This is a genomic window from Halomonas sp. IOP_6 (genome assembly GCF_021151565.1).
GTDB lineage: Bacteria > Pseudomonadota > Gammaproteobacteria > Pseudomonadales > Halomonadaceae > Vreelandella > Vreelandella alkaliphila.
The window spans coordinates 73,837-88,415 of the sequence record NZ_JAIRBO010000004.1 but is presented as its reverse complement, the minus strand read 5'-3'; the positions used below and the strand labels follow the sequence as shown (position 1 = coordinate 88,415).

Sequence of the window (14,579 nt, the reverse complement as noted above, 5' to 3'; positions counted from 1 at the left end):
AGTCGACATAAAAACATCATAAATTCTATAAAAAGTAACAAAACAGCGTTTTTATTGGATGTTAAACGATACAACACACCGTTTTTTCTTGGCGATATCAGCTTTATTGCTGTCGGCATTTGCCTCATCAACATAACAACTTCAACGCTAGACTGAAATCACCTGAGATAAATATTAGAAAGGCAGATATCAGTGAAAACTAAAACAAATAGTACATGGGAAATAGTCAGCAAACCGGTCGTCGTCGGGCTGACTTCCTCACTGTTCAGCGCAGTTATAACAGCACCGGTGATTGCTGGAGAGCTTGTTTTCGGTGACCTTGAGTCCGGACTAGGTGAGGGCATCGAATGGCAGCAAGACGATACGCGTCTGCGTGTAAAGGGAGCAGTGTCCATAGGTGCCATTCGGCGCGCGGATAACCCAAGCCAACGTCTGACAAGTCCCGAAAATGGCATGAGTATCGTCAATGACGGTAACCTCAATTACGAACGCGGTGATGCGGTATCGACATCAGCGGATGCTTATCTGCAAGCCGACCTTAGCCACGATAATGTCGGCATTAGGGTCAGTGCAAAAGGCTGGTACGACTATACGCAAAAGCACCAGGATGTTCTCCACGGCAGCGTCAATAATGGTTATCGTGCCGATGAGCCTCTCAGCGACGATGGGTTTGTCTCTCTAGGACGATTTTCCAATGCAGTCATCGATGATGCTTATGTCTACGGCGACTTCCAACCAGCAGGACATGATCTTCATGTCCGCCTTGGTAACCAGTCGATTCCCTGGGTAACGCCCACCACCATCGCGGGTGGTCTGCATACCGTCAACGCCTTTGATATCGCGTCCGTACGCCGGTCAAGTGCCATTGCTGAAACCCGTACCATCGCGATGCCATCGCTGTATGCCAAATTGGCGCTGACTGACAACCTGAAAGTTGATGCTTTCACTCAGTTTGGCTTCCGTCCTGACGTCTTACCCGGCTGCGGCACCTTCCTCTCGACCAGTGATTACGCCCAACCCGGCTGCGATAAATTAACGCTTAACGGAAGCGTATTAAGCGCGATCTCAGGTCAGCGGATTCATACCACTGACGGCCAGGCCATCGCCAATCCTCTGGATTATGTGGCCCGTGGCCCGGACCGTTACCCGGATGACAATCAGTTCGGTATCGGCCTGCATTATTTATGGGAAGACGTCGGGCTATTCGGCTTGTATTACACCAACTACACCAGCCGAAACCCTCTTACCCACGTCGTTCGCACTGGCCCAGGGGTACTGACACCCGCCGCTGCCAACCTTGGGCAGGCTGTCCCCACCGGAATAGCAGCCGTTTATGAGCGTGCCTTCCCGACCGACATCGATATGGTTGCCGTTAACTTCAAAACGAGACTTCCAGCGGGTACCGGTATTTATGCGGAATATAGTGTTCGCCCGAACCAACCGATTGCCTGGAACGGGTCGGATTTCGTCACCGGCCTTCTCAGTGGCACCGGCCCTCTGGGCCACTTGGCCGACACGCCGGCCGGCTATGTGGCCCCCGGCTACGATCGTTTCCGCGTCAGCCAGCTTAACCTCGGCGCCAGCCACCCATTGGGGAATGTATTAGGCGGCGAAATGAAACTGTCGGCAGAAGTGGGCATGAAGTACGTGCACAACCTGCCCAGTACGGACGAGCGCCGTTATGGGCGACCCGGCTTCGGTACCGCGGCCCATGACAGCTATGCGTCGTGCACAGGCTCCGCAGAAAAGTGTGCAGTAGAAGGTTTTGACACGCCATTTTCCTGGGGAACACGCTTCAAGCTGGCCAGCGAATATACCAATGTATTGCCAGGTCTTAACCTGACTCCGTCGTTATCACTCGGTTATGACGTCGAAGGGTATTCCTACGACAGAGTCTTTTCCGAAGGGCGCCACGGCGCCATCTTTGGATTGGAAGGGGTCTTTCAGGAACATTACCTCTTCGATATCAGCTATCTGAGAACCGGCGGTGGGGATTACAACCTCGTCGCAGATCGAAGCATGTTCCAGGCCAGTGTCGGCGTTCGCTTCTAACACCTGGCACTGCTAACTAACGCTATAAAAGGCCATAATCATGCACACTTCATTTGACCGACGGCGATTACTGATAGTGATGATGCTGATGGCGGTTGTCACCATCACCGTCCTGGAAAAAACCATTTTTGCCTTTGCCGGGCCACAGATTATTGATGAACTTCAGCTCACGCCAGAACAGTTCGGCTTTATCGGCAGTGCTTTTTTCTTTCTTTATTCCATTTCCGGTGTGCTGGTCGGTTTTCTAGCCAATCGGATGTCAAGCCGCTGGTTACTGACAGCAATATCGGCCATCACCATGGTGGCTCAATTACTGGCTGCTTTGTCTGCCAGCTTCTACGCTTTGCTCGCCAGCCGCATGCTGTTAGGGATCGGCTGCGGGCCAAGTACGGCGGTCACTCAGCATGCCTGTTTCAAGTGGTATGCCCCCCGTGAACGCGTGTTGCCAGCGGCCTTGATTCAGGTTGCCATCATGCTCGGCGCTATCATCGGTGCCATTGCCTTACCAAGTCTTATCGAACAGCACGGCTGGCGAACAGGCTATTTTATCATCGCAGGTATTGGCTTGATCTGGTTGATACTGTGGTTACTTTACGGCCGCGAAGGACAGCATGATGATACGCAAACTGCTGACGGCAGTATCATGCCGACCTTGCCCTACCGCCAATTACTGCTCAACCGTACATTTTTGTGCATCACCATGGTGGCGTTCTGCAGCTACCTCCCCAATGCGCTGATCTATAGCTGGTTACCCACTTACCTGCAACGCGGGCTAGGCCTAACCCCTATGCAATCCGGTTATCTGGTGCTGGCAACAACGGTTGGCATTATTGTGATCAATCTGGTGGTCTCCAGTTTTTCCCAGCGTGCCTTAAAGCGTGGTGCCAACGATCGAAATGCCATGGTCATTCCTCCCCTACTGGCCTGCCTGGTGGCTGCTGCTGCCTATATCACCATGGGATTCACAGCCACCAGTCTCGCCATGACACTGGGACTCTTCATGACGGGAAGCATACTGCTCAATCTACTCTCAGCGTTTGGATTCAGCATTGTCGCCTTTATCTCTCCAGCCAGGCAGCGTGGCAGCATGCTGGCTATTCATATCTCTCTTTTAACGACGTCCGGCATGCTCGCACCGCTTGTCGTTGCTCAGGCAATCCGTTGGCAGAACGATAACCTGGCCGCCGGTTTTGAAATGGCCATCGGCTTCTTTGGTGTCGTTCTTCTGGCCTTCACTCTGATCGGTCTTATCTTGATCGACCCGGAACACAGCCGCCGTGAGCTTAATGACAGCGCACCTTCTCCCATCGAATCACCGTCTGCCAGCCAGGCTTAATCAAGTGATTTCAACTTGTACCATTGATTAACAGGGATCCCTTGATGGACGTATCCAGCTTCTCACAAAGCTACACAGCGGCGCGTCAAAAGTTTCTCCAGGCCTGCGCAGACGCAGGCCTGGATGTTGAGTCTCACCCGCATCCATTACCCGGCAGTGAGGGTGAAGAACTGGCCCTTGATGTGGCGCTATTAGGGTCACCGACAGCCGTCAACCTGCTGGTACTGAGCAGCGGTGTTCACGGGGTAGAAGGCTTCTGCGGCTCAGCCATTCAGGTAGACCACCTGCGCAATAGTGACTGGATGGAGAGCTGTCGCCATCAGGATCTGGCCGTACTTTTTCTGCATGCCATCAATCCCTACGGATTCTCCTGGCTGCGCCGGGTCAATGAAGACAATGTCGATCTCAACCGTAACTTTATTGACTTCAGCCAACCGCTACCCGACAACCCCGACTACCGCTCCATCGCCTCGCTGCTTCTGCCAACACGTCAACCGCCAACGCTTTACAGCACGCTTGGCCTGGCGGGTTACGCCCTGCGTCACGGCACTAAAGCCCTGCAAACGGCCATTTCACGTGGTCAGCACAGCCATCCTGATGGGCTGTTTTTCGCAGGTACCGAAGCCTCCTGGAGCAACCTGCAGTTACGCCAGATTCTTCGCCGCCTGGGCAGTCAATGCCAGCGCATCGGTTGGATAGACGTACATACCGGGCTTGGCCCATGTGGTGTGGGAGAGCGCATCTATAAAGGACGCACTACCCCTGACGATATTGCACGGGCACGGCGCTGGTGGGGCGAAGAGGTAACCACCAATACCGATGGAACTTCCTCATCCACGGTACTTAACGGCACCTTGGATTTAGCCGTGATGAATGAATGCCCGCAGGCTGAATACAACGGGATGACGCTGGAATATGGCACCAAACCTGGGCCAGCGGTGCTCAAGGCACTGCGCGCCGACCAATGGCTGCAGAATCACCCCGGCGTAGACGATGCGCAACGCTCGAGGATAAAGCGCCAGCTGCGCGATGCGTTCTACATCGACACTAACGAATGGAAGCAACAGGTACTGGAGCAGGCCAGGGAAGTGATGGAACTGACTCGGCGTGGTCTTCTCACGCAATAGCCCGTCAGATAAGGGCATCCATGTGTATGTAACCCGGATGTTCACCTGTGAAATACATCTCAAACAACAAAGGATATTATGATGACTTTACAAGAAATATATAAAAAATATAAAGAAAATGAAGAAAGTATTAAAAAAATTATTCAGTTACTTAAAAATTACATTGGGGAGAATAAAGAAGAGGTAACAGCAACGCTGCAAAGCGTGGCAAGCGGTGAACTGGAGATGCCCGAAACCATTAGCCCTGAGGAAGAGAATCATTTTCGAGCCCTGTGCGGCTGGATTGTTTCAATTGGACTGGAACAGTTTTTGGCGATTGCTCAGCCAGTGCTAAATGACCCTAGTATTTTAACTAGAGGTATTACGCTTGATGATATTCCTGAGATGGAGATAATTAAACGACTTGACTTAGTTAATCGTCTTAAACAATTTAATGGACGAACTCTAACCCGACAAGCAGTACTACTGACAAGCTATATCTTCTACGATGAGTTCCACTACCCGCAACCTGAGACTGGAGAGTATGATATAGCTGGTAATGACTTCGATAAACTCAAGTGGCTCTACCGTTACTGGTTCAATCAGCTTGAAGTGGCCGAACAAGGGGCAGGGTTAGAGGACTTCTTTGCATCACAATATCTCGACATATTCAAACTGGTGGACAGTGATACGCGCGTTCCCGTTAGTCAATACACCTCTATTTCATGTGCAGGGGATCTGCTCGCCGTCGACGTTCTAACGCCGGAAAACACGCCACACCTGTTTGATGAAATAACCGATTTCTACAGTACCGCCGACATTGTCAGTGCTAACCTGGAGTCAACTGTCGATGAGCGTCGACCAATAGGACGCTACAATGGAGACGATGGAGAGAATGCAGGCCAGCCAGCCCAAATGAATACGTCACAGGCGATGTTTGATAAATTCCGCAATGAAGCGAAAATCAACTACTTCAGCACGGCAACCAACCACGCCATGGATTGGGGCGTCAGCGGTGTAGAGGAAACACTTGAGGTGCTTAAAGCATCGGGCGCCTACTTTTCTGGCACCTCCGAGAGCCAGGCTGAGCAGGATGATGTCGTCATTATCGAGAAAAACGGCATCAAGGTTGCCATGCTGGCGTACACCTTCGACCTCAACGGCTACGAAAAAGAGATCCCCGCCGACATGCCCTATCTGGTGAATGTCGTTCGCTTCAACGATGCCAAGCCAAAGCCCAATTACTCTCTTATTGAGAAGCAGGTAGCGGCGGCAAAAGCGAAGGGCGCGGACTGGATCATCGCTTACTGCCACTGGGGGTGGGAGTTTGAGATGTACCCCCATGAGAATATCAGGGAAGCCGCCCATAAGGTGATTGACTGCGGCGTTGACACTATTCTTGGCAATCACGCTCATGTCAGCCAGCCAGCGGAACTTATCCCGCGCGAAGGCAAGCAAGATGCACTGGTGGTTTACGCGTTCGGTGACTTCGTCAGTTATCACCCAGAAAGCCGCAATTCAAAGCTTTCCTATATTGTGAAGTTCAACATCGTGAAACTCTCCGGAATTGGCATGGGTAGTGTTTCCCTAACAAACCTTCAGGCCTTACCCATTTATATTGTTAATCAGCATCTGAGCGGTAAGCGCTACGATTGCCGTATCGTCAAGCTCGATGACGTTCTGAGAAACCCGGATGGGTACGGCTTGACTGAGTTGGAGAAACGTCAGTTGCCGCATTTGGAAGAAAGGGTGTGGAAGGATATTCTCTCGCCGCTTTCTGGGCTCGGTACGCGTTAATAGGTAGGCAGATTTAACGACAATATTGATCGGTATGCTCGCTTATTGCCCCAACGGTCAGACAACTATCTGACCGTTGGGGCATTTTTATGTCGATAACTGACGATACCAATTACCGGTTTATTTAGCTTTTTTAACCGGGCGAGGCCAGTCTGGTTTTTCTAACTGTCGGCTGCGGGTTACCGCTAATGCGTGCTCAGCAACATCTTTAGCAATCGTTGAGCCCGCACCAACAGTGGCTCCCTTACCCACCGTGACAGGGGCTACTAAGGCGGTGTTAGAACCAATAAAGGCGTTATCACCAATCTCGGTGCGGTGTTTGTTCACGCCGTCGTAGTTGCAGGTAATAGTGCCCGCGCCCACGTTCACATCCCGCCCCAGGCGAGCATCACCAACGTAGCTTAAGTGATTGATTTTACTTCCTTCACCGACATCTGCATTTTTGGTTTCAACAAAATTTCCTACTTTAGCTTTGACTGCTAGGCGTGTGCTGGGGCGCAGCCGTGCAAAGGGGCCAACTTGGTTCAATCCAGCAGCGACTGTTGTGTCGATCACACTATGGCTGTCGATAACGCTTTCAGCGCCAATCGTGCTGTTTTTAATCACGCAGTAAGGCCCAACCCGCACCCCTTCACCCAGCTCTACGTCACCTTCAAACACGCAGCCCACGTCGATAAACACATCATGACCACAGGTGAGCTTACCGCGTATATCAATTCTTGCCGGGTCGGCCAATGCAACGCCTTGGGCCATTAACGCCTCAGCTTGCTGCAGTTGATAAGCGCGCTCTAAACGAGCCATTTGTGAACGGTTATTCACGCCTTCAACTTCTACTGCACTGGCTGGCTGGGCAGTACACACTTTGATGCCTTCGTTTGCCGCCATCGCAATCACATCAGTTAAATAGTACTCGCCCTGGGCATTTTCGGCAGAAAGCTGTGGTAGCCACCGTTTAAGCTGAGCACTGGTCATCGCCATGATGCCGGTATTGCATTCGGTAATGGCAAGCTGGTCGGCACTGGCATCTTTTTGCTCAATAATAGCCACTGCCTCACCGTCATCATTACGAACAATACGTCCGTAACCAGACGGATCTTCCAACGTAACGGTCAGTAGCCCCATGTGCTGCTCATCAACCTGGCTGAGAAGTGCCATCAGTGATTCACGGCGGATCATAGGAACATCACCATACAGAACCAACACGTTCCCATTACCTAATTGAGACTGCGCTTGAGCAACTGCATGGCCAGTACCTTTTTGCTCTTCCTGAACCGCAAACGTTACATTGCTCTCTGCTAGCGCTTCGCGTAGTTGGTCTGCACCATGGCCAATCACGACATGCGTACGAGTAGGTGTAAGACCACTGGCAGTATCTAACACATGTTGCACCATAGATTTGCCTGCCAGCGTATGCAGCACTTTTGGTGTTTGTGAGCGCATACGTGTGCCTTTTCCAGCGGCAAGGATAACGACATCAAGGTCTTGCATTTTAGTCACCTGTAACGGTTTAACGGTTGGCGGCGGGAGCTTCCCAGGCTTCAATACCCAGTTCATCTATAAGCGCTTCATCGAAGTATTCCACGAAGGCGGGACTGGCCACGCTTCGCCAATGATCGTTCTCTTTCACTAACATCAATACATTGAGGTTATTCTCAATTGCCATCTGCATCCCCTCTTCGCTACCTGCGACTGAGATAGCCGTGGACCACGCGTCGGCCCATGCATTAGAGGGGTGAAAAACAGACACGGACGCTAACTGATGCTTAACCGGCCGACCGGTGCGAGGATCGATAGTGTGGGAAAAACGCTCACCATCTACTTCAAAATAGTTGCGATAATCCCCAGATGTTGCAACCGACATACTTTCAAGAGGAATAACATGCTGTGCTTCTGGTACGCCGTTATGTGGTACCTCAATCCCAACACGCCAAGGGCTTTGCTCTTCTAAGTCACGGTATCCACGGGCAATTAATTCGCCACCAATATTAACGAGGTAGTTTTCAATCCCCTGTTGATCCAGATATGCCCCAACGCGGTCAGTGCCATGCCCCTTAGCCACACCCGACAAATCAGCAAATACATCCCGCGAGCGCCGCGCCTGCATAAGCTGAGTATCGATTTCAACCGCATCATAGCCAATCGTGGCCATGCGTTCGCTAAGCTCCGCGTCTGAAGGCACCTCTTCAGGGCGTGCTTCAGGGCCAAAACTCCATAAATTGACCACATCGCCAACGGTAATATCAAACGCGCCGTTGCTTGCTTCTGATACCGAATGGCTAATCGCAAGCACTTCAATTAACTCGTTAGAAAGCGGTTGCCATTCATTAAGGGGAGCATCATTAAAGACCACAAGCTCGGCGTCATCGCGGTAAGTCGACATCGCTTGATCAACGTCGTTGAGTTCCGCTAGGAAACCTTCTTCCAATGCATTCGCTTCGCCTTGGGTTAGCGGGTCCGCAATGGTGACTTGATAAAACGTCCCAAAAATACCGCCTTCAAAGCGAACAGGAGTATCTAAAGGCCGATCATTTTCTGAACACCCCATTAATGCCCCAGCAGCAATGAGCAATAGTCCCGAACATTTTAACCACCGAGAATTAATCTTCATTTTATTTTTCCTTGAATAAAACGCACTGGGTTAACAATGGAAAACCTCTATCGCTGAAAGAACTAGAAGTGGAAAAACCATAGCAACCAAGCCCCAAACAGCACCCGATACACCACAAATGGCTGCATGCCCAGCTTTTTAATCACAACCAGGAAGTAGTGGATACACACATAGGCGCTAATGCCCGAGAGTAAAGTACCTACCAGCATGGCCGGTATATCGATAAGCTGAGGGTCTTTCAGTAAGTTTATTGCCTCAAGGCCACCTGCCAGCACAATGACAGGAATTGACAGTAGAAATGAAAACCGTGCTGCGCCCTCTCGGCTCATCCCCACCATTAATGCCGCCGTAATGGTGATGCCTGAGCGCGAGGTACCAGGAATAAGTGCCAATACTTGAGCGCCACCAATGATGAGCACATCTTTTAACGTCATCTGGTATTCGCTACGCGTGCCGCGTTTTTTCCAGTCTGCGTAACCAAGTAGCAGACCAAAAACAATCAAACTGGCACCAATGATTAGCGTAGAGCGCATGTAACCTGAGATCACATCGTGAAGCAAAAAACCGACGATACACACTGGCAACGTGGCAATAACGACCCAAAACGCCAACATGGCATCATCATTAACCGCTTGGCCGCGAAGTGCGGCCAAGCTGCTAGCGATCATTCTGCCAATTTCATGCCTAAAATAGATCACAACAGCGCTTAAACTGCCAAGATGCAGCGCCACATCGAAGGCAAGGCCCTGATCTTCCCAGGCAGTCAAAACAGGTACCAATATAAGGTGGGCTGAACTCGATATAGGTAAAAACTCGGTGAGCCCCTGAACTACCGCTAACACAACTACCTGTAACCAATCCATGGGTTATCCTGTGCTTAACTATTAATGATATTTATGTGCTTTGTGACATTCATGCGCTCGCAATGGCGCTAAGGATACACATCCCTTAATTCATTGTCCGCATCCAGCATACGAGCAAATTCACAAGAAGGTATAGAGCTTAGACACTGTGCGCTACAATAGACATCTATTGGAAGTATGTGCCCCAGCAAGGTTCCTCATGACTCAGACCGTAGAATCGCCAGTGGTTCCCAAGCATGAGCTAGATAGCCGAGAGGCCAAGCGTGTTACTTATATTGGCGCTTGGCTGGATGGCTTGTTGAGCATTGTTAAAGTCGTGGTAGGCTTTTGGGTGGGCTCGGCGGCGCTGATTGCCGATGGTATCCATTCACTTTCAGATCTTGTGACCGACGGTTTTGTACTAGCTGCTATCCACTACGGCCGCCAGGAACCAGACGATGATCATCATTACGGTCATGGCCGTATCGAAACCCTAACGACGCTACTGCTGGGTAGCGTACTGATATTTGTGGCAGGTGGTATCGCCTGGTCTAGCCTTGATCGTTTGTTTAGTGGTACTGAGGTTAGTGCCCCTGGCATGGTGGCTATTGTCATTACAATCATTGCCTTGTTCAGTAAAGAGTGGATTTTTCGCTATACCATGCGCGTTGCTAAACGCGTTAAATCTAAGCTATTGGAAGCAAACGCTTGGCATTCCCGCAGCGATGCACTCTCCACCGCAGTAGTATTGGTTGCATTAATTGGCGCACAGTTTGGTTTGGGCTGGCTAGACGCTGTTGCCGCTATCATTGTTGGCTTACTAGTTGGCAAAGTAGGTTGGGATTTACTCTGGGAGTCAGCAAGAGAACTAGTGGATACCGCGCTACCTGAAAGCGTTCAACGACAAATGCATAATGTTGCTCAAAGCGTCCCAGGGGTAGACAGTGTTCATGACTTACGCACCCGCCAGTCTGCAGGCTGGGTCATGGTCGACTTACATGTGGTGGTCGGGCCAAAAATCACTGTGTCTGAAGCCCATGAAATCGGCAACGAAGTAAGTCGACGTTTACGGCATGAGTTTCCATTGCTCACCGATGTTATTTTTCACGTTGACCCCGAAGATGATGCTGGAGAAGGCGATCCCAGCCGTCTCCCCGGCCTCCCGCTGCGGCCCGAAGTGGAAGCCGCACTGAACGAGCGCTGGTATATGCATCCTGTCTGGCGCACATTAACCGAGCTGCAACTCCACTATTTAGACGATAAAGTGTCGGTATCGCTGATTATCGGCGATTCCGTACACCAGCCCCCCCAGTGCTTAGCCAGCCAACTAAAGGCGCTCGCCAGCGATATTGAGTGGCTAGGCCACGTGGAAGTTATGTTTATTACCCGCGCTGCCAGCAGTGCGATGCGTTAAAACTGTCTAAGTTAAAATTGGCTGCCCAAAAACAAGCTATACGTTTGTTAATATGGCGGTGGCAATAGTGAAGTAAATCAATACTCCAGAGGCGTCAATTAACGTTGTCACCAATGGGGCTGAAGCAGTAGCAGGATCGACCTTAAAGCGCTCTAGTACAAACGGTAGGCACATACCGATCATGCTACCAAACAGAACAATGGTCACCATGCTTAATGCCACGATGATAGCGACTGCTTCACCGCCACGAAAAATCCCTATAGGTGCTACTGCAATTGCCATGGTGATGCCCAGCGAGCCAGCTACCAGCAGTTCACGGCCTAACATCTTACTCCAGTCTTTCACACCAATATCGCCAGTCGCCATACCGCGTACCATCAACGTGGCTGCCTGAGCCCCCGCGTTACCTCCACTACCAATCAGCAACGGCAGGAAAAACACCAGCGCAACTTGGGCTGCAATCGTGTCCTCAAAGTAGGCAATGCCAGCTCCTGAAAAAAGATTGGCAAATACCAGCAGTACCAGCCAGGTAACACGCTTGCGGTAAAGGCTCCACAGCGGAACACGGCTAACACCATCCTCTAGCTGGCCGATAGACATCCCTTTATGAATATCCTCGGTAGCTTCCGACTCGGCAACGTCCATGGCGTCATCGTGGGTGACGATGCCTACCATACGGCCATCAGCATCCAACACAGGCAATGCCAGCAGATCATAGCGAGCCACAATGCGCGCCACCTCTTCTTGCTCTTCATCGACCGGTGCACTGATAACGTCTTTAATCATAATGTCGTCAACTAACGCACCAGGACGAGCCACCATCAACTGGCGCAGTGACATAGTCCCTATTAACTGGCCATTACTGTCGAGCACATAAAGCTGATACACCGTTTCCGCATCTGGGGCCGTTTGGCGAACCCGCATCATGGCTTGAGACACCGTCATGCCACTGGCTATGGCGACATAGTCAGAGGTCATGATGGCGCCTGCCGTGCCTTCTTCGTAGCTTGCTAGGCGTTTAAGATCTTCACGTTCTTGGTGGGCCATACGACGCAACAACGCTTCGCGACGGTCCTCACCAAGCAGATTAAACAGATCCGCTCGCTCATCAGACCCCATCTCTTCGAGAAGCTTAAGCACTTGGGTATCAGACAGCTTACCAACTACCTCAAGCTGGCTTTCTCCTGGTAAATAACCCAAGACATTAGCAGCGCGCTCGGCAGACAGAATATCCAACAGACAAAGTGCCGCAGGCAACTCCTCATCGTCTTCAATCATCTCCTCAAGCACTTCACCGATATCCGCCGAGCGGGTTTCGGCCAAACGCAAAGATAGTACTGATTTACTAGGCGCTTCCTTGGCCAACTCGTTGAGCAGTTCGGTTTTTAATTCCTGCAAGGCTTCATCGTTCAATGACATCGCTATCTCCCTTTGTGCAGACGCATATTGTGCAGGTGAAGTGTTACAGACGAGCATCCCTACGCTGAATGCGTTTTCTCATAGTACCAGACAAAAAAAACGCCCCTTAAACCCTCTCGGGTTCAAGGAGCGCTTTATGCACGCTAGCGCGTGTCTTAGCCTTTACCCGCCTTTTTGCGCAGCTGCTGAATCGTTCGCAGCTGTGCAACGGCTTCGGCAAGTTCAGCGGCAGCACGGGTATAATCCAGCTCCGATGACTTTTCATTAAAGGCTTTCAACGCCTGCTGACGCGCTTCTTCAGCAGCGGCCTCGTCGAGGTCACTAGCACGCGTCGCTGCATCTGCCAGGATCGTAACAATGGTCGGCTGTACTTCCATGAAGCCACCAGAGACAAAGAAGTTCTCTTCCTTGCCACCATCGTGGATCACGCGAACCGGGCCCGGTTGAAGCTCGGTCAGCAGCGGGGTGTGCCCCGGCAAAATGCCGAGGTCACCCATAATCCCTGCAGCTACCACCATCTCGACAGTACCTGAGAAGATGGAATCTTCAGCGCTGACGATATTGCAAGTGAAGCTATTCGCCATAGCGAATCCCCCTAATGGACGGGATTACTTCTTCATCTGGTTGGCTTTTTCGACAGCTTCGTCGATGGAGCCGACCATGTAGAAGGCCTGTTCCGGCAGGTTGTCGTACTCGCCCGCGAGGATGCCCTGGAAGCCACGAATTGTATCTTTTAAAGAAACATACTTACCGGGCGAACCAGTGAATACCTCAGCGACGAAGAACGGCTGCGACAGGAAGCGCTGGATTTTACGCGCACGAGATACAGCCAACTTATCTTCATCAGATAATTCGTCCATACCCAAAATCGCGATGATATCCTTCAGCTCTTTGTAACGCTGCAGAACGTTCTGTACACCACGTGCTACATTGTAGTGCTCTTCACCAACGACCAGCGGATCTAGCTGACGCGACGTAGAGTCCAGCGGGTCAATCGCAGGATAAATACCAAGCTCTGCAATTGAACGTGCCAATACAACGGTGGCGTCCAAGTGCGAGAAGGTCGTCGCCGGCGATGGGTCAGTCAAGTCATCCGCAGGTACGTAAACGGCCTGTACAGACGTGATAGAGCCCGTTTTAGTAGAGGTGATGCGCTCTTGCAGAACGCCCATCTCTTCAGCCAGCGTCGGCTGATAACCTACCGCAGATGGCATACGACCCAGCAGTGCAGATACTTCAGTACCAGCCAGGGTGTAGCGATAGATGTTATCGACGAACAGCAGAACGTCGCGGCCTTCATCGCGGAATTTCTCAGCGATGGTTAGACCGGTCAACGCAACACGCAAACGGTTGCCGGGCGGCTCATTCATCTGACCATAAACCAGCGATACCTTGTCGATAACGTTGGATTCAGTCATTTCGTGATAGAAGTCGTTACCCTCACGCGTACGCTCACCTACACCGGCGAATACAGAGTAGCCGCTGTGTTCGGTGGCGATGTTGCGGATAAGCTCCATCATGTTAACGGTTTTACCAACACCCGCACCGCCGAATAGACCAACTTTACCGCCCTTAGCGAACGGGCAAACGAGGTCGATAACCTTGATACCGGTTTCCAACAGCTCATTGGAAGCTGCTTGGTCAGCGTAGCTTGGTGCTTTACGGTGGATTGGCATGCGTTCTTGCTCGCCAATCGGGCCAGCTTCATCAATCGGCTCACCGAGCACGTTCATGATGCGACCTAGCGTTTCCTTACCAACGGGTACGGAAATCGCGGTACCTGTGTTGGTCACGTCCAAGCCACGTTTCAAGCCCTCAGTAGAGCCCATGGCAATGGTGCGCACCACGCCGTCGCCCAGCTGTTGCTGGACTTCGAGGATGGTCTCAGCATTAGAGACCTTCAGCGCGTCGTAGACCTTGGGCACAGAGTCCCGCGGAAACTCTACGTCAATCACCGCGCCGATGATTTGTACGATACGTCCGCTCATCTTGGTTCCTCTCAAAA

General features: G+C 51.4%; 11 protein-coding genes. 5 read left to right on the top strand and 6 right to left on the bottom strand.

Annotation, left to right across the window (positions count from 1 at the left end; translation table 11 throughout):
- The first annotated feature begins 192 nt into the window (after positions 1-192).
- From K7H08_RS08800 to K7H08_RS08785, 4 genes are all read left to right on the top strand, one after another.
- Positions 193-2,052: a DUF1302 domain-containing protein gene (locus K7H08_RS08800; protein ID WP_231657711.1), complete on the top strand. Its 1,860-nt coding sequence runs from the start codon at positions 193-195 to the stop codon at positions 2,050-2,052.
- Between the two features lie 40 nt (positions 2,053-2,092).
- Positions 2,093-3,388 (top strand): MFS transporter, encoded by a 1,296-nt coding sequence (locus K7H08_RS08795; RefSeq protein ID WP_231657710.1) that lies wholly within the window; start codon positions 2,093-2,095, stop codon positions 3,386-3,388.
- A 44-nt stretch (positions 3,389-3,432) separates the two neighbouring features.
- Positions 3,433-4,515, top strand: coding sequence for a M14 family metallopeptidase (locus K7H08_RS08790; protein ID WP_231657709.1), 1,083 nt, complete (start codon positions 3,433-3,435; stop codon positions 4,513-4,515).
- 81 nt (positions 4,516-4,596) lie between these two features.
- Positions 4,597-6,291, top strand: coding sequence for a CapA family protein (locus K7H08_RS08785; protein WP_231657708.1), 1,695 nt, complete (start codon positions 4,597-4,599; stop codon positions 6,289-6,291).
- A 120-nt stretch (positions 6,292-6,411) separates the two neighbouring features.
- On the opposite strand, the gene glmU is transcribed toward K7H08_RS08785, so the two are convergent.
- From glmU to K7H08_RS08770, 3 genes are all read right to left on the bottom strand, one after another.
- Positions 6,412-7,779: a bifunctional UDP-N-acetylglucosamine diphosphorylase/glucosamine-1-phosphate N-acetyltransferase GlmU gene (gene glmU / locus K7H08_RS08780; protein WP_231657707.1), complete on the bottom strand. Its 1,368-nt coding sequence runs from the start codon at positions 7,777-7,779 to the stop codon at positions 6,412-6,414.
- 19 nt (positions 7,780-7,798) lie between these two features.
- A complete protein-coding gene (locus K7H08_RS08775; protein WP_038479829.1) occupies positions 7,799-8,899 on the bottom strand; it encodes an FAD:protein FMN transferase in 1,101 nt (366 codons plus the stop codon).
- A 62-nt stretch (positions 8,900-8,961) separates the two neighbouring features.
- Entirely contained in the window at positions 8,962-9,762 is an 801-nt protein-coding gene (locus K7H08_RS08770) for an undecaprenyl-diphosphate phosphatase (protein WP_038479832.1), read from the bottom strand.
- 199 nt (positions 9,763-9,961) lie between these two features.
- Between K7H08_RS08770 and K7H08_RS08765 the strand changes: the two genes are divergently transcribed.
- Positions 9,962-11,155, top strand: a complete 1,194-nt coding sequence (locus K7H08_RS08765; protein WP_038479836.1) for a cation diffusion facilitator family transporter — start codon at positions 9,962-9,964, stop codon at positions 11,153-11,155.
- A 36-nt stretch (positions 11,156-11,191) separates the two neighbouring features.
- Here K7H08_RS08765 and mgtE read toward each other — a convergent pair whose 3' ends face one another.
- The 3 genes from mgtE to atpD form a co-directional block, all read right to left on the bottom strand.
- Positions 11,192-12,574, bottom strand: a complete 1,383-nt coding sequence (mgtE, locus tag K7H08_RS08760) for a magnesium transporter (protein WP_038479839.1) — start codon at positions 12,572-12,574, stop codon at positions 11,192-11,194.
- 155 nt (positions 12,575-12,729) lie between these two features.
- Positions 12,730-13,158, bottom strand: a complete 429-nt coding sequence (locus tag K7H08_RS08755; RefSeq protein WP_038479842.1) for a F0F1 ATP synthase subunit epsilon — start codon at positions 13,156-13,158, stop codon at positions 12,730-12,732.
- 24 nt (positions 13,159-13,182) lie between these two features.
- The gene (gene atpD, locus K7H08_RS08750) at positions 13,183-14,562 is read right to left on the bottom strand and encodes a F0F1 ATP synthase subunit beta (RefSeq protein WP_038479845.1); all 1,380 of its coding nucleotides are present in this window, start codon (positions 14,560-14,562) and stop codon (positions 13,183-13,185) included.
- Positions 14,563-14,579: the final 17 nt, after the last annotated feature.